The organism is Lachnoanaerobaculum gingivalis, assembly GCF_003862475.1.
GTDB lineage: Bacteria > Bacillota > Clostridia > Lachnospirales > Lachnospiraceae > Lachnoanaerobaculum > Lachnoanaerobaculum gingivalis.
Window position 1 is genome coordinate 99,696 of record NZ_RRCO01000006.1, and the last position, 20,984, is coordinate 120,679.

Genomic DNA, 20,984 nt, shown 5'->3' on the forward strand with positions numbered 1-20,984 from the left:
TCCCTCCTTACCACAGACTTGTTTCACTGACTTTTTTGCTCAACTTATTTGCAACTATAAGGAAAATAAAGTTGATAAATGAATTGAACAGGCCTATTGCTGTTGAATAACTCCAGTTTCTCTCAAGGATTCCTACTCTATAAATATAGGAAGCTATAACATCTGCTGTTTCATAAGTTGCCTCATTATACAGCAATATGGTTTTCTCATAACTTGATCCCAGTATCTGCCCAAGCCTTAATATAAGCATAATAATTATCGTAGTGCTTATTCCCGGCAATGTTACATGTAAGAGTTTGTCCCATCTGTTTGCACCGTCTATAGATGCCGCCTCATAAAGTTGCTCATCTATACCTGACAATGCCGCCAGATATATTATTGAACCCCATCCTATTTCCTGCCATATATCTGAAGTTATATATATTGTCCTGTAAAGTCCGGGATTTTGTATAAGAGATGTTCGTGTACCACCGAAAAATTCGATTATATCATTTATGAGTCCGGTACTTTGTGTAAACTCTTTTATAATACCTGTTACCACTACCAATGAAATAAAATGTGTCAGATATGTTGCTGTCTGAACAGTCTTCTTAAACTTCTTTTGTTTCAGTTCGTTTAAAAGCAGTGCGAGTATTATAGGTGCGGGAAATCCGAAGATAATCCCATATACACTCAACAGAACCGTGTTTCTCAGTATTCTAACAAAATATGGGCTATTAAAAAACCTTATGAACTGCGCAAAACCAACCCATTCACTTCCCTTAATACCAAGTCTCGGATTGTAATCCATAAAGGCTATAATAGCACCATACATTGGTTTATAGTGAAATATAATATAAAATATTAAAACCGGTAGAACTAAAATATACAAACTCTTATTTAGCTTTAAATCTCTTTTTATTTTAGAAAATATCGTGTTTTTCATATTATCACCTTTACAAACCGATGCCAAAGGCACCGGTTTGCCAAATATCATATCTTACTATCTTGCATTGTATCTTTCCAATGCCGCATTCTCCATTTCCAATACCTTGTCAATTCCCATTGACTTGATTGTACTTACATAATTGTCCCACTCAGACATATCCATAGTTCCAAGGATAAACTTTAATGTACATTCATCTCTGTATGTATTTACCTCAGTCATTACTTTCGCTATTTCCTTACTTTCTTCCGCATTAGGTGTTATAGGCGGAATGGTATACTTCTTCATATTTGTATCTGACCAAAGCTTTAACGCCTCTTTTTGCTCATCAAGTGAGAAATACTGTAATATGTACTCTTCATCTTGAACGAAAGGTCCATTGTAGTTTGCTCTTACATGTCCTGCCATAGAATGAGTTATTGACATATCGGGGTTATTGAGTAAAAGATCTGTATATACATATTTGCCGTCTTTCATCTCATAACTTACACCCTCTTTACCGAAATTAAAAAGTACATGTCCGGCTTCACTGTATCCATAATCTAAGAGTCTGGCTGCCACTTCCACATCCTTACAACTTGTTGTGATTGCCGCACATCCAAGTCCTCCCGGATAGAAATTATCTCTCTGTCCCATTTCAGGTTTCTGTCCTGCTTCCAGTGTAGGATATGGTGCTCCTACAAGTCTGAAATCAGGATTTGTCTCTTTTCCGGCCTTAGTCCAGTTTCCCATACCGCTGCCGCCCCAGGCAAATGACGCACCTGCCGCTCCGCTTGTTATCTTTGCCGCTACCTGATCGTTTGTAAGTGTTGCAAGATCCGGATCTAAAAGTCCGGCCTTCATCCACTCACTCATCTTTTGAAGATAATTTTTGTATGAATCTTCTATAGCACCATATGCAATCTTACCATCCTTTAAATAGAATGTTCTTCTTGCACCATATGCACAGGCAAAAGGATTGTTGTTTGTAAGATCCGGTACTGAATACCAGTAGGCGAATGCTCCTGTAGCTCCCTTTTTCTCTTTGAAAGCTGTAAGCACTGTTTCCCATTCATCCACTGTCTTAGGTACTTCAAGTCCAAGTTCATCAAGCCAGTCACCTCTAAGCATCGGTCCCATACTTGTAAGCAAAAGGTCTCCACCTCTTATAAACGGAAAGCAGTAATAATCACCACTGTCTGTTTTTATCATTTTATCCACATCCGGATGATCCTTCAAATATGCCTTTATATTCGGACAATACTTATCAAATACATCATTCAAAGGAATTATTACGCCGTCATCAATAGCCTTTTGCGGTCCGCCTTCATATCCGAACCACTCCCATTCTACGATATCAGGTAATTCCTCATCCAATAGCATAAGATTGAACTGCTCTTTTTCCTGACCAAGTGCAGGGTGCTTATACTCTACAGCAATTCCTGATTGTTCGTGCAGATTTTTATAAAAGTCGGTCTCTCCAAGATTTCCATAATTAGCTGAAACATTTACATTCAGTGGGATCCAATAAGTCAATGTCTTATCTGTTTCCATAGGATAAGAGAACTCTTTGTTCTCTGCTACCGCCTCACTCGCAGTATCACTTGCTGTCTTTTCTCCCTCTTTCTGTGAACAACCTGCCAAACTCATGCCCACCATACTACATACCAATAACAAACCGCCTAATTTTTTTAAGCTCTTTCTCATACTTCCTCCTTAAATTTTGTTACGATATTTAATTAGTTATCTTCATTTTATACAAAAATATTGTGCTTGTCAATTAATTTTTTAGAGAGTTTATGTTAGCCTCTACTATATATTGTATAATTTTTGTCAACTTTCCTTTATTCATATGTATTTCAAAGGTTTTTTATTAGTATTGCATATATTTAATACATATTTTTTAATAATAATTACAGTCTCTCATCTTTCTTAGCCTTGCAATATATACTTGTCTCGAAATACATTTCGAAATATTCAAATAAAAAGTCACAAAAGTTTCAACTTTTGTGACCTAGCTTTATTCCCATCTTTCAAATAAATCTTCAAACTTAAGGGTATCATCTTTTTTAATAACTTTGCTTCTGCCGTCCCCATAATCATAGCTGAAAGTTGTCCACAAGTTTCTCTTTCCGAATCCTATTTTTACAAGTTTATCCAGCACGATACCGCCCTGTGGAAGCTCTTTTTTTAAAAAATCGCACAGCTCATCAAGAGTTTTTATATCGACAAAATCATTTATACCCTGTTTAAATGTTATAGACTTATAATCATTGTCATCTTTATCATAGATCCTTATATGCTTCATATTTTGATTGAAGTTATTTATTCTCTCGGCAGTTTCATTGCCCTCTATAAGAGAGAAACCTCCCTGCATATAAGCCTTTTCTATCTTATAATCCTTTAATGTATCATCTTTTTCGGTTTCTCTTTCGATGTTCACATTTTTACCGTCATACTTCACATCATAAACATCGCCTTTAAAATCCATATATTTCAAGCGTGAACATGTGGCATTTGCAACCATGCATTTTACACTTGCCTCTTCCTGAAATCCCTTTTTTAGACTTGGCTTTGACAGTTCATTTTTATTCTCTTTAGACTTTGAATATGCAATCATATCATCATCTGAACTCTTAGGCCTTGATATATTTATCATTAGAAAAACCGCAACTATCACTACCGCAACTGCCGCTATAATAATTACATTCATATCTTCTTCTTTCTGACATCCGCCTTCTTATCTTCCCCGGCAACAAGTACCATGCAGCTTCTGCCTTCGACTGAAATCTTTCTTTGGTCTTCTGTCTTAACAGCTTCTTTCTTGAAAGGCACATTTATATCATCCGTATTTACCAATACCTTCCATGAGCTTCCCCTCTTTATGGTAGGAAGTGAAAACTCATGTCTGTCCCAATGCATATTTAAGATAATATATATATCCTGTTTTCCTTCTATAAATATTCCCATCTGCCTGTTATAGTATTCAAAATCCGGCTTCCACACCTGCATACCGTGGACAGAGGTCTTAGACTTTTCTCCACCTAAAATATACTCTCTTCTGAATCCAAGCATAGCCCTTACAAAGTCAAGAAAATCCTTATTCTTGTTTACAAGCTTCCAATTAAAATAGCTTATATCATTATCCTGACCATATGTATTATTATTTCCGTTCTTTGACTGTAGTACCTCATCGCCGCTGCATATACATGTAGTACCTTTTGATATCATCAAAAGTAAAACCGCATTCAAATACATCCTTTTTCTTAGGTTAAGCACCTGCATCTTTTTGGTATCACCCTCAAATCCGCAGTTCCAGGAGAAGTTCATATTTGATCCGTCCGCATTGTCCTCTCCATTGTCTTCATTATGCTTATAATCATATCTGTATATATCGGCAAGTGAAAATCCGTTGATATCTGCAATGAAATTCATATAATTACTCTTATCTGCAATCACATTTGCAACGAAAGGAACCATTCCCTCATCACCCTTTAGATATTTTCTCATATTGTTCATATAATCATAATCCATAGAGATGATGTTTTTGCCCTTGCTTTCATATATCTTGTTTGTAAATATAAATTTGCACTCAAGAAGATAAGGATCTTTTACAATATCCTCACAGCAGTCAACTCCTGTGAGATGAAATCCGTCTATATGGTATTCAATTTTCCAGTATCTTAATACATCAATTATATAGCTGATATTCTTCCCCGCAAAGAAAAATTCCTGTATAACTCCGATACCTGCTTCATGTAGGGCTTTCACCATACTCTTATATTCATCTACAGGATTTCTGTTTTTTCTTGTAGAATAACTTGCCTTAGGTGCAAAGTTTAAACTGTCTGCATATCCCCAATAGTTTAGTCTGATTTTTTCCTGCTTTTCTTTCTTCTCCTTATCAAAAAGGGAAATCCAACTTCCTCCGACTCTTATAAATTCATCAAATTCCGTAGCAGGCATTATGTCCACAAAATCCACGCCAAGGTCTTTTAAATAATCCACCTTACTTATAAGTCCTTTAAACGTACCCTTATCCACAACCTTTGAGCTGTTTGATTTTGTAAAACCTCTTATATGAAGTCTGTAAATAAATGCTTCATCCAAACTTTTCTTGTCTAAGTTGTTTTCAAAATCATTATCCGGGTCAAATTCACTTATAAATACCGGACATCTTCTTGGATTATCTATAAGACTCGTTTTACCGAAACTATCTCTTCCTGAAAAGCATTTACCGTATTCATCCGGAAACAGTCCTTTTTCATCTTCAAGTGCATACTCAAAAGTTTTCTTAAGGCGTGTATTTACCTGTAAAAACCACACATCTCCTATTCTTGATTCTTTAGGAAACTCTATTCTTTCTACAAACGCCTCTTCATTTCTTTCATAAAGGTTTAAATAGAGTCGTTCACATTTTCTTATAACCTTTATACAAAAATAAGAGGGCGTCACAGTCATACCAAGCGGATAAGAATAACTTCTACCTCTCTCCTTCTGAACTAACATAACGCACCTCCTTTAAATTATATATTTATATTTCGATATCCAGTTCTACCGGACAATGATCTGAACCTAAGATATCACTATGTATCTTAGCTTCCTTTATTCTATCTTTTAATTTATCAGAAACTATAAAATAGTCAATACGCCAACCGACATTCTTTGCTCTGGCACCGCCCATATAGGACCACCATGAGTAAGCATCCGTTTTATCCGGATACATTACTCTGAAGCTGTCGCAAAAGCCTGAGGATAAAATAACATCCATCTTGCCTCTTTCCTCATCTGTAAAACCGGCATTTTTTCTATTGGTCTTAGGATTTTTCAAATCTATCTCTTTATGAGCAACATTCAAATCACCACAGAATATTACAGGCTTTTTCTCTTCAAGCTTTAAGATATAAGCAAGGAAAGCATCCTCCCAAGTCATTCTGTAGTCAAGTCTTGTAAGACCTCTTTGAGAGTTTGGAGTATAGCAGGTTATCAGATAAAAGTCTTCATACTCTGCCGTGATAACTCTTCCCTCATTATCATGTTCCTCTATACCTATGCCGTAAGTTACATTAAGCGGCTTATCTTTTGTAAAAACAGCTACACCGGAGTAACCTTTTTTTTGCGCATAATTCCAATAGTCATAATATCCCGGAAGGTCAAGCTCTATTTGACCTTCTGAGAGCTTTGACTCCTGTATGCAGAAAATATCTGCATCAATATCTCTAAAGAAGTCTAAAAATCCCTTGGTAACGGCGGCTCTAAGTCCGTTGACATTCCATGAAATCATTTTCTTTGTACTTGCCATATCAATCATCACTCTCTTCATCTGCTGAAACAGTATATGTAAATCTCTTTCTTGCCATCTCATCAGACTCAAGGTACTCATCATAGGTTGTAATCTTATCTATAAGACTTCCGTTAATAATCTCCATGATTCTGTTTGCTGTAGTCTGTACTACCTGATGATCTCTTGATGAGAATATAAGCACACCCTTGAACTTTTCAAGTCCTGTATTGAGTGCTGTAATAGACTCCATATCAAGGTGGTCTGTAGGCTCGTCAAGTATAAGTACATTTGCTCCGCTTATCATAAGCTTTGAGAGCATACAACGAACTTTCTCTCCTCCTGAGAGCACATTTACTTTCTTTACACCGTCTTCACCGGCAAAAAGCATTCTTCCAAGGAAGCCTCTTACATATGTAGCATCCTTGATTTCAGAATATCCTGTAAGCCAGTCAACTATTGTCTCATCACCTGAGAAATCCTTGGTATTGTCCTTAGGGAAATAGCTCTGTGTAGTGGTAAGACCCCATTTATAGCTTCCGCTGTCAGGCTCCATCTCTCCTGCAAGGATTTTAAAAAGTACTGTCTTTGCCTTCTCATTAGGTCCTACAAGTGCTACCTTATCTTCTCTGTTCAGCACAAAACTGATATTATCAAGTATCTTCTCTCCGTCGATAGTCTTTGAAAGATTCTCAACTGTAAGAACTTCATTACCTATCTCTCTTGCAGGTCTGAAGTCGATATATGGATATTTTCTTGAAGAAGGCTTAATATCATCAAGCTCGATTTTTTCCAAAGCTCTCTTTCTTGATGTAGCCTGCTTTGATTTTGAAGCATTTGCAGAGAATCTTTGGATAAACTCCTGCAACTCCTTGATCTTTTCTTCTTTCTTTCTGTTGGCTTCCTTCATCTGGCGAACCATAAGCTGACTTGACTCATACCAGAAATCATAGTTTCCTGCATAGAGCTGTATCTTGCCATAGTCGATATCTGCAATCATTGTACAGACTTTATTAAGGAAATATCTGTCATGAGATACAACTATAATTGTGTTTTCAAAGTTTATAAGGAACTCTTCAAGCCAGGCAATAGCATCCAAATCAAGGTGGTTTGTAGGCTCGTCAAGTAAAAGTATATCCGGATTACCGAAGAGTGCCTTTGCAAGAAGCACCTTTACCTTAAGGTTTGACGGCATATCACTCATCAATGTATAGTGATGTTCAGTATCGACTCCAAGTCCGTTTAAAAGTGCCGCCGCATCGGATTCGGCCTCCCAACCGTTCATATTTGCAAACTCACCTTCAAGGTCAGCCGCCTTTATACCGTCTTCTTCGGTAAAGTCAGGCTTTGCATATATTGCATCCTTTTCCTTCATTATCTCATACAGTCTTGCATTTCCCATTATTACCGTATCCAAAACAGTATATGTATCATATTTGAAATGGTCCTGCTCCAAGAATGAAAGTCTCTCTCCCGGTGTTATTACTATATCACCGTTTGTAGGTTCTATCTGCCCTGAGAGTATCTTAAGGAATGTTGACTTTCCCGCACCGTTTGCACCTATAAGTCCATAACAGTTGCCCGGTGTAAATTTTATATTAACATCTTCAAAAAGGGCTTTCTTCCCTAATCTGAGGGTTATTCCGTTTGCACTAATCATTATAATTCTCCTAAGAGTTTATCAACTGCCGCCATCTTTGTACATAGACACAGAAGGTTTGCTGCTATCTCCAAATCCGCTACAGGCGGGAATGAAGGAGCGATACGGATATTCTTATCATGCGGATCTTTTCCTCCCGGGAATGTAGCTCCTGCACCTGTCAATACAACACCGGCTTTTTTACATTTTGATACAACTTCCTTTGCACATCCCTCCATGGTGTCAAAAGAGATAAAGTATCCGCCCTTCGGCTTTGTCCAGCTTGCTATACCAAGGCCTCCAAGCTCTTTTTCAAGTGTATCTATTACCATCTCAAACTTAGGTCTGAGTGAGTCGGCATGCTTTCTCATATGCTCTACCATACCGTGGATATCCTTGAAATATCTTACATGTCTGAGCTGATTTACTTTATCATGACCTATTGTCTGATTCTTTAACTGATTTTTAATATCCTCAAGGTTGTTATGTGATGTTGCAAGTGCCGCAATACCTGAACCCGGGAATGTAACCTTTGATGTTGAAGCAAACTTATACACAAGGTCCGGATTACCCGCTCTCTTACACTCAGCCAAAATCTCTATAAGATGATCCTGATCAAGATCATAGAGATGATGAATTGTATATGCATTATCCCAGTAAATTCTGAAATCCTTAGCTGCAGGCTTTAATCTTGCAAATCTTCTTACAACTTCGTCAGAGTATGAGTTTCCTGTAGGGTTTGAATACTTCGGTACACACCAGATTCCCTTTATTGAATCGTCATTTTGTACAAGCTCCTCTATCATATCCATATCAGGACCGCTCTCAAGCATCGGTACACATACATTCTCAAATCCGAAATACTCTGTTATTGCAAAATGTCTGTCATAACCCGGTACAATACAAAGGAATTTTATCTTGTCAAGCTTACACCAAGGTGTAGAGCCCATTACTCCATGAGTATATGATCTTGAAATGCAATCATACATTACATTAAGACTTGAGTTTCCGTAGATTATAAGGTTATCTGCAGGAACCTCCATCATATCACCCATAAGTCCCTTTGCCTCAGGTATACCGTCAAGTACACCGTAGTTTCTGCAATCTGAACCGTTCTCGCTCATAAGGTCTTTATCTGATGTAAGTACATCCATAAGTCCCATAGAGATATCCAGCTGCTCCTGTGAAGGCTTTCCTCTACTCATATCAAGCCTTAAGTCTCTGTTTTGCATTGCCTTATATTCAGCCTTCAAGCTTTTCTTAAGCTCCAAAAGTTCCTCTTTTGTCAATTCTGCGTATGGTTTCATCATATTCTCCTTATACCTATTTATTGTTTTTGCTCATTTCTTCAAGCTTTGCATTCAACTCATCTAATTTCTTTTGGCATTCAAGTATCTTTGATCTCTGATCAAATACAAGCTCATCATCTTTTAAAAGATCGTTAGCCGCTACATACTCTCCGATAACCATTTTGTAGGATTTTATAATATCCTCTTCTATTTTTATATCTCTTTTGAGCTTTGTAATATCGGCAATTTCTCTGCCCTTATTTAAAGCATTCTGTGCTATTTTCTGTCCTTCTTCTTTAGCAATACTTCCATATATGCTTAACTTCTTGAAAAAATCTTCCATATAGCCTCCTTTATTCAAATATTAACAGTATAATTACTTTATCAACTTTTAGCAAGTCTAAGGTTACACTTAGACAATAAATTATTTTAATTATTTTAACGCCAAAAATGCGGCCATATTTCCTCTTACATCTCCCATTATTCTATGTGAATAAAGCAAATCCGGATTGCAGGCGGTACAAATATTTGATGTAAATATATTATCAGGCAAAACTCCGGCCTCTTTTAAGACTGTTTCATTGGCTTTCCAAAGTGAAAGTCTGAAATGATCTTTTCCGTCTTCTCTGAAAATACTATCTATATCTTCCCTCTTAAAGTTTTTTGAAAACTCTTCATATACATCTTCACTTACCTGATAGCAGTCTTGACAAATCCCCGGACCTATACAGGCAATTACATCCTTTGCATCAGTCCCGAAGTTTTTTGTCATCTCATCTATCATTACCGCACCCATTTTCTTACATGTACCTCTCCACCCCGAATGCGCAAGTCCTATTACCTGTTTTTTTCTGTCATAAAAATAAAGCGGAATACAGTCTGCAAAAAAAGCTCCCAAGGTAATGCCCCTCTCATTGGTTATCAGTCCGTCAATATTTCTGTAATCTCTTTCAACCGATACTCCCTTACCCATATCACTTTTACCCACTACCCTTACATTGGTGGAATGCTCCTGATATGAGAGCACAAAACTGTCTTCCTTTACACCAAGGGCTTCTGCCATTCTTTTATAATTTTCAAGCACACCCTCTTTATTATCAGGCTCTCTGCTGAAGCTTAAATTCATGGAGGCATAAGGCCCTTCACTTACTCCTCCTATCCTTGTGGAAAACCCGTTAATAAGCCCCTCATATTTTTCCAATGCTTCAAATGAAAAATATTCCACTCCGTTTCTTGCCTTTTTCAGCTTCAAAATATTTTTATCATTCTTTTTTAATATCTTTATACTCAATAAAATGCTCCTTTTATCCAGTCTATCTTTTCACCCATTATTCCTATACAGTCAAATCTTATACTATGTGTGAAATAATGCTTTTCATTAAGATAGTATCTTGCCAGTTTTCTTATTTTTTGTTGCTTAAAATATCCTACAGACTCAAGCGGATATCCGAATCTGTCATCTTTCCTGTATTTTACTTCTATAAATAATAATGTATTACCTTCTCTCGCAATAATATCTATCTCACCGAATCTGTTTTGGTAGTTTCTTTCAAGTATTACAATTCCTTTATTTTCAAGAAAAGAGGCAGCCATTGCCTCCCCCTTGTTTCCTATTTCTCTTTTATTCACTTACAAAGTTTCCTATAAATGATTTTCTATGTATGTCACATGGTCCTATTTTCTTTAAAGCCGCTATATGTGTTGCCGTACCATAGCCCTTATTTGACGCAAAGCCGTACTCCGGATAAATTTTATCATACTCTGCCATAAGCCTGTCTCTGGTGACCTTTGCAAGTATACTCGCTGCGGCTATATTTACACTTTTTGTATCTCCTTTTACTATACCCACCTGCTTTATATTTATATCAGGTATATGTACGGCATCCACCAGTAAAACATCCGGTGTTTTTTCAAGTGCATGTATGGCCTCTCTCATTGCCTCATAAGTAGCCTGCAATATATTTATCTCATCTATCAAAGTATTTGAAGCAATACCTATACCGTACGCTATGGCGTTTTGCTTTATTTCATCAAATAAAACATCTCTTCTTTTTTCTGTCACCTTTTTGGAGTCATTTAAAAAAGGAAGGAAGATGTCCTTCGGCAAAATTACCGCCGCCGCCACCACGGGACCTGCAAGCGGCCCTCTGCCTGCCTCATCTATACCGGCAATATATGCTAAATCACTGTATTTATTTTCAAATTCTCTCATGCCCTCAAGTCTTACTCTCTCAAGGGCCAGTTTTTCTTCACTTATTTTCCTCATCCTGTTTTCCTATGGCATTTGTAATGTGATTCTTCCAAGCTTTCCGGATCTGAACTCATTTACAAAGATACCCGCCGCCTTATCATAGTCAAGTTCATTGCCTTTTTTGGTACAGCCTCTTAAGTTTGCTATCTTTATTAAAACGGCATTTTCATCATCACCGTCTTGCATCTCAAATCTTTCTGTAAGTATCTCAGGCCTATTTTTAATAAACCATTTTATAAGTTCAAGTCCCAGCTCTCTTATATCTATGATCATATCGTTTATAGAACCGATAAATGCTATCATCTCTCCCACAGTTTCATCTTCAAACTTTGGCCAAAGTATTCCGGGAGTATCTAAAAGCTCTACCTGACCTTTAAGTTTTATCCACTGATTTCCCTTTGTAACTCCGGGCTTATTTCCGGTCTTTGCCATGGCTCTACCTGAAACCGAGTTTATAAGTGTGGACTTGCCGACATTCGGAATACCTGCCACCATTGCTCTTACAGGTCTGTTTTTAATTCCTCTTTTGGCATCTCTTTCTCTCTTTTCCTTTGAAACATTCTCTATAGCCTTTATCAGTGCGTTCACTCCGTTTTTCTTTCTGGAGTCCATAAACATGCACTCATAGCCCTGCTCCTTATAATGGCTTGCCCATCTGTTGTTCGCACTCTCATCTGAGAGATCGGCTTTATTTAATATAATAATTCTGGACTTATTGGATCCCAGTTCCATAATTTCCGGATTTCTTGTAGCCTCAGGTGCTCTGGCATCCGTCATCTCTATAATAATATCCACAAGCTTTATGGCATCTGACATGGCTCTTTTTGCCTTAGTCATATGACCCGGGTACCATTGTATCTTCATAAACTATCCTTTCATCAGGCCTTATTTTATAAAGCCTATCCTTTTTACAGGCAATACTCTGATCCATACATTACCTATGATCATATCTTCCGTTACATTTCCTATTGTAGAGATCCTTGAGTCCTCACTTCCCACTCGGTTATCCCCCAATACAAAATATTCATTGCTTGCCAGCTTAATTTCATCTGCCGCCAAACCGCCCGATGAAGCCTCAAAAAATTTATCCGGTACTTCACCGTCTATATAAACCGAACCTTCTCTTATATTAACACTTTCACCGGGAAGTCCTATTACTCTTCTGATACATACCCTTCCGTCTGTATTTTGAAATGCTATCAAATCATATCTTTTAGGTTTCAAAAAAGTATATGCGGCTTTATTTATAAGTACAGCCTCTCCCTGCTCTATCTGCGGTGACATGGACTGACCGACCATGAAGGTTTTTGCTCCGAATATATACACCACAAACCAGGCAAGCGAAAGTATCACTGCCAATTGCATCAATATGTCCAGTATTATTAAAAATCTTGACTCTTGTTTTTTTATTTTCATTTATTGACCTGTTTTTTTATTTTGTTTTTTGTTAAACTGATTATAGCATAAATGATGTTAGGAGAAAACTATGGAATATCGTATAGAGCATGACTCTATGGGCAGTATTGAAGTACCTGTGGACAAATATTACGGAGCTCAAACAGCAAGAAGTCTTTCAAACTTTAAAATCGGTACAGAGAAAATTCCGGCGGAGGTGATAAGAGCATTTGCATATCTGAAGTCAGCCTGTGCCGCTACAAATCTTGAGCTTGGAAAACTGACAGAGGAAAAGTCGAATATTATAAGTACAGTTTGCAATGAAATACTTGAAGGTAAACTTGACGAGCACTTCCCGCTCTCAGTATGGCAGACCGGCAGCGGTACTCAGAGCAATATGAACGTAAATGAGGTGATCACCAATAGAGGCAATGAGATTTTGGGTAAAAAGCTTTTGCATCCGAATGATGATGTAAATATGTCACAAAGCTCAAACGACACCTTCCCCGCCGCAATGCATATAGCAGCAGTCTTGGAAGTAGAGGATAAACTTCTCCCTTCTTTAGAAAAGCTTATCCTTGCATTTAAAAAGCTTGAAGAGGAAAATAAAGGAATTGTAAAATCCGGCAGAACACATTTGCAGGATGCCACTCCTATTGCCTTTTCACAGGAAATAAGCGGATGGAGAGCTTCCCTTGAAAATGATTATAAGCAAACAGAAAGTGCGCTTCCCTTTATAAAAAAGCTTGCACTCGGTGCCACTGCCGTAGGTACGGGACTGAACGCTCCAAAAGGCTTTGATACTCTGGTTGCAAAGAATATCTCAAAACTTACCGGTACAGACTTTATCACCGACAGCAATAAATTCCATGCTTTAACTTCAAAGTCCGAACTTGCCTTTGTACATGGAGCACTTTCATCTCTTTCAGGCGACTTGTTGAAAATAGCAAATGATATCAGATGGCTTTCAAGCGGCCCAAGATGCGGCCTGGGTGAAATATTTATCCCTGAAAACGAACCCGGAAGCTCAATAATGCCGGGAAAAGTAAATCCTACACAGTGTGAGTCAATGACCATGGTATGTGTGCAGGTAATGTCAAATAATACGGCTGTAAATATGGCTTCAAGCCAGGGTAATTTTGAGCTGAATGTATTTATGCCTGTGCTTATTCATAACTTCCTTCAGTCTGTCAGAATTTTATCTGAAGGAATGGACTCATTCAGAACTCACTGTGTATGCGGTATCAAGGCAAATAAACAAAAAATGAATGAAAATCTGCATAATTCACTGATGCTTGTTACCGCCATCAGTCCATATATCGGATATGAGAATGCTGCAAAAGTTGCCAAACTTGCTCATGAGAAAAATATTTCTTTAAAAGAGGCAACTCTTGGTATGAATCTGATGACAGAGGAAAAATTTGATGAGGTATTTAAACCTGAAGAAATGATATAGAGGAAAGGATATTTATGGAACAAACTAAGAAGCAGGATATGACGAAGGGGAATATTACTCTCCAGCTTTTACTATTCTTCTTCCCCATACTCCTTGGAACATTCTTCCAACAGCTTTACAACACTGCCGATGCGGTTATCGTGGGTCAAAATGTAGGCAAGCTCGGACTGGCCGCCGTGGGTGGAACCACAAGTACAATAATAAATCTTTTTATAGGCGTTTTTGTAGGATTATCCTCCGGCTTCAGTGTAATCGTCTCACAGCACTATGGCGCAAAAAACAATAAACTTGTAAGTATATGCGTTCATACTTCAATTGCGTTTTCACTTATAGTAGGATTTATGGTCAGTATATTAGGTATAATATTTTCAAAGACAATGCTCGCAAATATGAATATTCCGGATGATATGATGTCTATGGCATTGCCCTATTTACAAATATACTTTCTTGGACTTGCGCCTAATCTTATCTACAATATGGGAGCCGGTCTCCTTCGTGCTGTAGGTGATTCCAAAACTCCGCTTATATTCCTTGTTATAAGCTGTTTTGTGAATATAGTTTTAGATATTATATTGATACACTATATGAATATGGGAGTAACAGGTGCAGCCGTTGCAACCGTTACATCGCAAATAATCAGTGCCTTATTGGTTATTATAGTTCTGTATCGGAGAAATGATGCATTAAAATTAAGATTAAAGAGTTTACAAATTAATTTCTCGGAGCTAAAGAAGATGATAAGTATAGGTACTGCCGCAGGAATGCAGTCAGCCATGTACACCATTGCGAATATACTTATTCAGGCCTCTATAAACAGTCTCGGTACCGATACAATTGCCGCCTTTACCGCCTATGGTAAAATAGACACCCTCTTTTGGATGACTATACAGTCTCTCGGAATCTCTGTTACCACCTTCACCGGACAAAATTTCGGCTACGGTAATAAAGAAAGAGTAAAAAAAGGAATAATTTACGGAATGATTTTGTCGGTCGTAATTACCGGAATAGTAATGGTGCTGTTAAAGCTTTTCGGAAGAAGTATCTATACCTTATTTACTCAAGATGAAAATGTATTAAAGATAGGTTCGCAGATGCTTGACTTTATGGTTATTGCCTTCCCCGCATATATTATTATTGAGATATTCTCAGGGTCTCTTCGAGGAATCGGAGACAGCTGGATACCTATGATAATGACCGCCGGAGGTGTATGCGTACTTCGAATAGTCTGGATAATTGTAATGGTACCAAAATTCCCGAATTTCTATACAATACTCTGGGCTTATCCGATTTCATGGATCATCACCAGCACACTGTTTTTGATATACATGTTCGGTTTCAGTAAAATGAAGCTTTGGTTAAAATCAAATATATATGTTATTGATTAAATAAATAGCTGCCGCTCTAAAAACATACACAATATACTGCAGTCTTACTGCTGTACTTTAAATTATATGCTTTAAGCGGCAGCTTTATTTTATCTCGGTTTTCTTACTTCTATACCTCTTGACTCTATACTTTGTCTTATATTAAGCATTTGTTGGTCCGTATTTGCTATTACATCTGCACATTCCTTAAGCTGTCTTTCAACATCATCGGAATCAATAAAATCTTTTTTGTATTTCAGCTGATGATCAAGGCTCGCCCAAAAATCCATGGCAATAGTCCTTATCTGTACCTCAACCCTCATAGGCTGTTTTTTCTCCGAGAAAAATACCGGTATCTCGATAATAAGGTGGTAAGAGCGATATCCGTTTTCCTTAGGCTTTTTTATATAATCCTTTACGGCAATCAGTTTCACATCGTCCTGTCTTGTAAGCATATCGGCCACTTCATAAATATCATCAAGAAATGAACAGATAACTCTTATACCTGCCACATCATCCAGATTATTGACTATTGAATCAAGTGTAAGCGGAAGTCCGCGCCTTTTTAGTTTTTCCACAATACTTTTAGGTTTCTTTACTCTTGATTTAATCACCTCTATAGGGTTCCTTCTGTTTTTAACCGAAAGTTCATCGTTTAAAACTTCCAACTTTGTCTTTACTTCCCTGATTGCGCAGGTATACATCATCATGGCCTCTTGAAATTTCTGTGCCATTTCGTGTATTTCTTCAGGTATCTGTACCAAATCGGGAACTTGTACAATGGACTGCTCCAATTCGTTATTCGGGTTATTTGATATATACATAAGCTCTCCACTTCTTTTGCATACTCTTACCGGTATATTCCGGTCAAAATAATTATTTTAAAATATAATCTGCCGCTTCATCAAACCACGGTGCCTCAACATATTCCACAAGACCTGCATCCACCTGTCTTGCCACTTCCGGGTCTATAGGAAGCTTTGCAAGTACCTTCAGTCCTTCTTTTTTTGCAATCTCATCAATATGACTCTTTCCGAATATCTCATGCTTACTTCCACAGTCAGGACATTCAAAATAGCTCATATTCTCAACCAGACCGAGTATCGGAACATTCATCTTCTTAGCCATGTTTACAGCCTTTGCAACTATCATCGAAACAAGCTCCTGAGGACTTGTAACTATTATAATTCCGTCAACAGGTATTGACTGGAAAACTGTAAGAGGAACATCACCTGTACCCGGAGGCATATCCACAAACATATAGTCGATATTATTCCATACTGTATCCTTCCAAAACTGCTTTACAACGCCCGCTATTACAGGTCCTCTCCATATAACCGGATCTGTCTCATTCTCTAAGATAAGATTTGTACTTACCACATTGATTCCGGTGGTTGTAACAGCCGGAATCATAAGCTGATCATATGTAACTCCAAGCTTTCCGCTAAGTCCGAATGCCTTAGGTATTGAAGGTCCTGTGATATCGGCATCTATAATACCTACTCTAAAACCTTTTGACATTGCCTTTACCGCCATCAATGATGTCACAAGGCTCTTACCTACTCCACCTTTTCCCGAAACAATACCTATTACTTTGTTTACACTGCTTTGAGGGTCAAGCTCTTCCCTAAATTCATTATTTGCCATATTAAAACCACATAGACTTTTGTCTATGATTTCCTTTCTTACTTATTTATAATACTCTATTGAGTACAAAGTAATTATACTAAAATAATCAATATTTTTCTATGCGTTTTGTTACATATCTGACTTTTATATATTAAATCTTCTCCACTACCTTTACATTGTCGCTGCCAAGTCTTTTACCAAGTATAATTGCGGCATCGTCTGACGGCACTCCCCACTCACTGCCAAGGTCTTTTTTTGCTCTTTCTTTTTTCAGATATATAATTACACTGTCATTTCCGCTCATCATACCTATATCTGTAAGTAGATTTCCAAGGTCCTCTTCATAGCTTTCCTTATCGGCATACTGTATCCAAAGTTCTTTTTTCACTCTTCCGAACTCTCTTACCGTATCTACTATAAGTTTTCCTTCCTCTTCTCCCGAAGTGTCAACTCTACCTTTAACAAATACTTTTCCACCCTCTACAAGCTCATTGCCGTAGTTTTCAAACGCCTTCGGAAATACTACAAGCTCTATTCTTCCATACAGATCTTCAAGAGTGCATATTGCCATCATATCTCCTTTTTTGGTAAATCTTTTATTTACCTCCACAAGCAATCCGCCAATAGTGAGCTTTCTTCCCGACTCCAAAGGAATCTCACCGTTTTCATCAGGATAAAAGTCAATACTTCTTGCATCGGAGTGCTTTTCCAAAAGTAAAGTATACTCTTCCAGCGGATGCCCGCTGACATACATTCCCATAACTTCCATCTCATATTTTAGAAGTTCTTCTTTCGGATACTCCTCTATATGAATAAGTTCAGACACAAAGCTCTCCTTATCGTCTTCACTTACCACATCAAAAAACGACATCTGACCCGGTATTACCGCCTTGCTCTCCTTGGACTTCTTATCTATGAAAAGTTCCGCATTCAAGATCTTTTCATGTCTGTTTCCCTCCATACCGTCAAGCGCTCCCGACTTTATAAAGCCTTCAATACTTCTTTTATTCAAATCCTTTTGCGGAAGCCTGTTTATAAAGTTTTCAAGAGAAAGAAATTTTCCGTTTAAAGTCCTTTCTCTTACAATCGCATCAGATACCGCTTTTCCGACACCTTTTATGGTGGAAAGTCCGAATCTTATACCGTCCTCATCTACACTGAATGATCCCTCACCAAGATTTACATCCGGAGGTAATATCTTTATACCCATGTCGGCAAGACCGCCCATATATTCAATAAGCTTGGTCGGGTTATCGCTTACTGAAGTAAGTGAAGCCGCCATAAACTCTTTCGGATAATAATATTTCAGATATGCAGTCTGATATGAAACCACAGCATAACATGCCGCATGTGATTTGTTGAAGGCATAGCTTGCAAAATCAATCATTTCATCAAAGATCTTGTTTGCCACATCTTCCCCTATACCGTTATTTATACAACCCTTGATACCCTTTTCTTCATTTCCGTATACGAAGTTCTTTCGCTCCATCTCCATAATATGTGCCTTTTTCTTGCTCATGGCACGACGAACCTCATCACTTCCGCCCATGGTATATCCTGCCAGGTCGCGCACTATCTGCATTACCTGCTCCTGATAAACTATACATCCATAAGTAGGCTCAAGTATGGAAATAAGTTGTGGTGTATCATAACTTACCTTATCTTTATTGTTCTTACCCGCAATATATTTTGGAATAAAGTCCATAGGACCCGGACGATAAAGTGAAATACCGGCAATTATATCCTCCAGATTTTCAGGTTTCAATCGCTTCATAAAGCTTTGCATTCCGGCACTCTCCAGCTGAAATACCGCATCTGTCTTTCCTGTGGATATAAACTCATATACCTTATTATCGTCATAATCTATCTTTTTTAAATCGATATCTACATCATAATTTTTCTTTATCATTGCCAAAGCATTTTGAAGTACTGTAAGCGTACGCAGTCCCAAAAAGTCCATCTTTAAAAGACCGAGCTCTTCCAAAGTCGTCATGGTAAACTGCGTTGTAACCGCATTATCCACTCCAAGTGCAAGCGGTACATACTCTTCAACCGCTTTTTTGGATATTACAACACCTGCAGCATGAATACTTGCATGTCTTGGCAGTCCCTCAAGTTTCAAGCTGTAATTTATAAGTTCATAAACCACTTCATCACTGTCATACAGTTCTTTGAGTTCCTTATTTCTTTCAAGTGCAAGCCCCAATGTGATATCCTTATCCATAGGTATCATCTTAGCAATGCTGTCACATCTTGCATATGGAATCTCCATAGCCCTTCCTACATCTCTGATAACGCCTCTTGCCTGCAGAGTACCGAAAGTGATTATCTGGCATACTCTCTCACTGCCGTATTTGTTTACCACATATTCAATAACTTCACCACGTCTTTCATCCGCAAAGTCCACGTCTATATCGGGCATGGAAACTCTCTCCGGATTTAAGAATCTCTCGAAAATAAGATTATATTTTATCGGATCGATATCGGTGATTCCGAGGCAGTATGATACTACGCTTCCTGCTGCAGAACCTCTTCCCGGTCCTACTGATATACCCTTGCTTCTTGCATAATTTATATAGTCCCAAACTATCAAAAAATAGTCTATATAGCCCATTTTTTCTATTACGCCAAGCTCATAGTACATCCTGCTCTTTATTTCTTCTCTGTTTGGATAATCATTTGGGTAATTTCTTTCAAAACCGCTTTGACACAGACTTTCCAAATATTCCTTTGCCGACATTTGATTTGGCACAGGATACTCCGGCAATTTGGTATCACCGAATTTTATTTCCACATCACACATATCCGCTATCTTACCGGTATTTTCAACAGCGTCCTGAGCATATGGAAAGAGTGCCTTCATCTCGTCTTCGGACTTTAAGAAAAATTGACCGCCCTCATATCTCATCCTGTCCGGATCAGATACTGTCTTACTTGTCTGTATACAAAGCAATATATCATGTGCTTTTGCATCTTCAGCATTTATATAGTGTATATCATTGGTTGCCACAAGCGGAATATCCAGTTCTTTTCCAATCTTTACCAAGACCTGATTTACATACTTTTGCTCCGGAATTCCATGGTTTTGAAGCTCCAAATAAAAAGAATCCTCGCCAAACAACTCCTTATATTTTTGTGCGGCCTTTCTTGCATCATCCTCTCTTCCTCTTGATATAAGCTTTGGAATTTCACCTGCAAGACAGGCTGAAAGTGCAATTATACCCTCGTGATATTCCTGTAAAAGTTCAAAGTCTATTCTCGGTTTATAATAAAAACCTTCGGTAAAACCTTTTGAAACTATCTTTGTCAGATTCTCATAACCCTTATTATTTTTGGCCAATAAAATAAGGTGATAGTATCTGTCTCCCTGCTTTGCCTGCTTTTCAAATCTTGATGAAGGGCTCACATACACTTCACAACCAAGTATCGGCTTAATCCCTTGTGCCTTTGCCTCTTTATAAAAATCTATGACTCCATACATCACTCCATGATCGGTAATGGCAAGTGATGTCATATTTAGTTCCTTTGCTCGACTTATTATCTCTTTTATCTTACAGGAACCGTCCAATAATGAATATCCTGTATGTACATGTAGATGTGTAAAAGACATATTTCTCCTCTATTTTCATTCAATACTTATTATATTATATCATATTTTGGGAAAATGGAGAGTATCTGTGAAAATCAATATTGATTATATTATATAAATATAATTTATATCATTTTTCTTGTATTTTTCTTTACAAATGCTATAATAAATTCAACAATATAAGAAA

At 37.7% G+C, this 20,984-nt stretch carries 18 protein-coding genes; 2 read left to right on the forward strand and 16 right to left on the reverse strand.

What is annotated here, in order from left to right; all coding sequences use genetic code 11:
- Positions 1 to 7: 7 nt before the first annotated feature.
- From EHV10_RS12295 to lepB, 13 genes are all read right to left on the reverse strand, one after another.
- Complete coding sequence (locus EHV10_RS12295; RefSeq protein ID WP_128674901.1) at positions 8 to 925, reverse strand: ABC transporter permease; 918 nt, start codon at positions 923 to 925, stop codon at positions 8 to 10.
- A gap of 57 nt (positions 926 to 982) precedes the next feature.
- Positions 983 to 2,611, reverse strand: coding sequence for an extracellular solute-binding protein (locus tag EHV10_RS12300; protein ID WP_128674902.1), 1,629 nt, complete (start codon positions 2,609 to 2,611; stop codon positions 983 to 985).
- 313 nt (positions 2,612 to 2,924) lie between these two features.
- Positions 2,925 to 3,617, reverse strand: a complete 693-nt coding sequence (locus EHV10_RS12305; RefSeq protein WP_128674903.1) for a hypothetical protein — start codon at positions 3,615 to 3,617, stop codon at positions 2,925 to 2,927.
- Positions 3,614 to 5,413, reverse strand: a complete 1,800-nt coding sequence (locus EHV10_RS12310) for a glycosidase (protein ID WP_128674904.1) — start codon at positions 5,411 to 5,413, stop codon at positions 3,614 to 3,616. The genes EHV10_RS12305 and EHV10_RS12310 overlap by 4 nt, the downstream gene beginning before the upstream one ends.
- 25 nt (positions 5,414 to 5,438) lie before the next feature.
- Entirely contained in the window at positions 5,439 to 6,227 is a 789-nt protein-coding gene (locus EHV10_RS12315) for an exodeoxyribonuclease III (protein WP_128675002.1), read from the reverse strand.
- Positions 6,208 to 7,845, reverse strand: a complete 1,638-nt coding sequence (locus EHV10_RS12320) for an ABC-F family ATP-binding cassette domain-containing protein (RefSeq protein WP_009663317.1) — start codon at positions 7,843 to 7,845, stop codon at positions 6,208 to 6,210. Before EHV10_RS12320 ends, EHV10_RS12315 begins: the two co-directional genes overlap by 20 nt.
- Positions 7,845 to 9,131 (reverse strand): PLP-dependent aminotransferase family protein, encoded by a 1,287-nt coding sequence (locus EHV10_RS12325; RefSeq protein ID WP_128674905.1) that lies wholly within the window; start codon positions 9,129 to 9,131, stop codon positions 7,845 to 7,847. The genes EHV10_RS12320 and EHV10_RS12325 overlap by 1 nt, the downstream gene beginning before the upstream one ends.
- Before the next feature lie 16 nt (positions 9,132 to 9,147).
- Complete coding sequence (locus EHV10_RS12330; RefSeq protein ID WP_128674906.1) at positions 9,148 to 9,456, reverse strand: hypothetical protein; 309 nt, start codon at positions 9,454 to 9,456, stop codon at positions 9,148 to 9,150.
- Positions 9,457 to 9,546: 90 nt separating this feature from the next.
- The gene (pgeF, locus tag EHV10_RS12335) at positions 9,547 to 10,404 is read right to left on the reverse strand and encodes a peptidoglycan editing factor PgeF (RefSeq protein ID WP_128674907.1); all 858 of its coding nucleotides are present in this window, start codon (positions 10,402 to 10,404) and stop codon (positions 9,547 to 9,549) included.
- Positions 10,401 to 10,742, reverse strand: a complete 342-nt coding sequence (locus EHV10_RS12340; protein ID WP_128674908.1) for a YraN family protein — start codon at positions 10,740 to 10,742, stop codon at positions 10,401 to 10,403. Before EHV10_RS12340 ends, pgeF begins: the two co-directional genes overlap by 4 nt.
- Complete coding sequence (locus EHV10_RS12345) at positions 10,735 to 11,379, reverse strand: ribonuclease HII (RefSeq protein ID WP_128674909.1); 645 nt, start codon at positions 11,377 to 11,379, stop codon at positions 10,735 to 10,737. Before EHV10_RS12345 ends, EHV10_RS12340 begins: the two co-directional genes overlap by 8 nt.
- Before the next feature lie 9 nt (positions 11,380 to 11,388).
- Entirely contained in the window at positions 11,389 to 12,228 is an 840-nt protein-coding gene (gene ylqF, locus EHV10_RS12350; protein WP_128674910.1) for a ribosome biogenesis GTPase YlqF, read from the reverse strand.
- Positions 12,229 to 12,249: 21 nt separating this feature from the next.
- Complete coding sequence (lepB, locus tag EHV10_RS12355) at positions 12,250 to 12,780, reverse strand: signal peptidase I (RefSeq protein ID WP_128674911.1); 531 nt, start codon at positions 12,778 to 12,780, stop codon at positions 12,250 to 12,252.
- Between the two features lie 70 nt (positions 12,781 to 12,850).
- Between lepB and fumC the strand changes: the two genes are divergently transcribed.
- Both fumC and EHV10_RS12365 read left to right on the forward strand, forming a co-directional pair.
- Positions 12,851 to 14,215 (forward strand): class II fumarate hydratase, encoded by a 1,365-nt coding sequence (fumC, locus tag EHV10_RS12360; RefSeq protein ID WP_128674912.1) that lies wholly within the window; start codon positions 12,851 to 12,853, stop codon positions 14,213 to 14,215.
- 14 nt (positions 14,216 to 14,229) lie between these two features.
- Positions 14,230 to 15,600, forward strand: a complete 1,371-nt coding sequence (locus tag EHV10_RS12365) for an MATE family efflux transporter (protein WP_128674913.1) — start codon at positions 14,230 to 14,232, stop codon at positions 15,598 to 15,600.
- A gap of 89 nt (positions 15,601 to 15,689) precedes the next feature.
- On the opposite strand, the gene EHV10_RS12370 is transcribed toward EHV10_RS12365, so the two are convergent.
- From EHV10_RS12370 to EHV10_RS12380, 3 genes are all read right to left on the reverse strand, one after another.
- A complete protein-coding gene (locus EHV10_RS12370; protein WP_128674914.1) occupies positions 15,690 to 16,403 on the reverse strand; it encodes a GTP pyrophosphokinase in 714 nt (237 codons plus the stop codon).
- 52 nt (positions 16,404 to 16,455) lie between these two features.
- Positions 16,456 to 17,226, reverse strand: a complete 771-nt coding sequence (locus tag EHV10_RS12375; RefSeq protein WP_128674915.1) for an Mrp/NBP35 family ATP-binding protein — start codon at positions 17,224 to 17,226, stop codon at positions 16,456 to 16,458.
- A gap of 133 nt (positions 17,227 to 17,359) precedes the next feature.
- Positions 17,360 to 20,818 (reverse strand): DNA polymerase III subunit alpha, encoded by a 3,459-nt coding sequence (locus EHV10_RS12380; protein WP_128674916.1) that lies wholly within the window; start codon positions 20,816 to 20,818, stop codon positions 17,360 to 17,362.
- Positions 20,819 to 20,984 lie beyond the last annotated feature (166 nt).

Bases quoted from the DNA above. Each gene is read 5' to 3' on its own strand.
- EHV10_RS12295 (WP_128674901.1), bottom strand. From the start codon at position 925: ATGAAAAACACGATATTTTCTAAAATAAAAAGAGATTTAAAGCTAAAT.
- EHV10_RS12300 (WP_128674902.1), bottom strand. From the start codon at position 2,611: ATGAGAAAGAGCTTAAAAAAATTAGGCGGTTTGTTATTGGTATGTAGT.
- EHV10_RS12305 (WP_128674903.1), bottom strand. From the start codon at position 3,617: ATGAATGTAATTATTATAGCGGCAGTTGCGGTAGTGATAGTTGCGGTT.
- EHV10_RS12310 (WP_128674904.1), bottom strand. From the start codon at position 5,413: ATGTTAGTTCAGAAGGAGAGAGGTAGAAGTTATTCTTATCCGCTTGGT.
- EHV10_RS12315 (WP_128675002.1), bottom strand. From the start codon at position 6,227: ATGAAGAGAGTGATGATTGATATGGCAAGTACAAAGAAAATGATTTCA.
- EHV10_RS12320 (WP_009663317.1), bottom strand. From the start codon at position 7,845: ATGATTAGTGCAAACGGAATAACCCTCAGATTAGGGAAGAAAGCCCTT.
- EHV10_RS12325 (WP_128674905.1), bottom strand. From the start codon at position 9,131: ATGAAACCATACGCAGAATTGACAAAAGAGGAACTTTTGGAGCTTAAG.
- EHV10_RS12330 (WP_128674906.1), bottom strand. From the start codon at position 9,456: ATGGAAGATTTTTTCAAGAAGTTAAGCATATATGGAAGTATTGCTAAA.
- EHV10_RS12345 (WP_128674909.1), bottom strand. From the start codon at position 11,379: ATGAGGAAAATAAGTGAAGAAAAACTGGCCCTTGAGAGAGTAAGACTT.
- ylqF (WP_128674910.1), bottom strand. From the start codon at position 12,228: ATGAAGATACAATGGTACCCGGGTCATATGACTAAGGCAAAAAGAGCC.
- lepB (WP_128674911.1), bottom strand. From the start codon at position 12,780: ATGAAAATAAAAAAACAAGAGTCAAGATTTTTAATAATACTGGACATA.
- fumC (WP_128674912.1), top strand. From the start codon at position 12,851: ATGGAATATCGTATAGAGCATGACTCTATGGGCAGTATTGAAGTACCT.
- EHV10_RS12365 (WP_128674913.1), top strand. From the start codon at position 14,230: ATGGAACAAACTAAGAAGCAGGATATGACGAAGGGGAATATTACTCTC.
- EHV10_RS12370 (WP_128674914.1), bottom strand. From the start codon at position 16,403: ATGTATATATCAAATAACCCGAATAACGAATTGGAGCAGTCCATTGTA.
- EHV10_RS12375 (WP_128674915.1), bottom strand. From the start codon at position 17,226: ATGGCAAATAATGAATTTAGGGAAGAGCTTGACCCTCAAAGCAGTGTA.
- EHV10_RS12380 (WP_128674916.1), bottom strand. From the start codon at position 20,818: ATGTCTTTTACACATCTACATGTACATACAGGATATTCATTATTGGAC.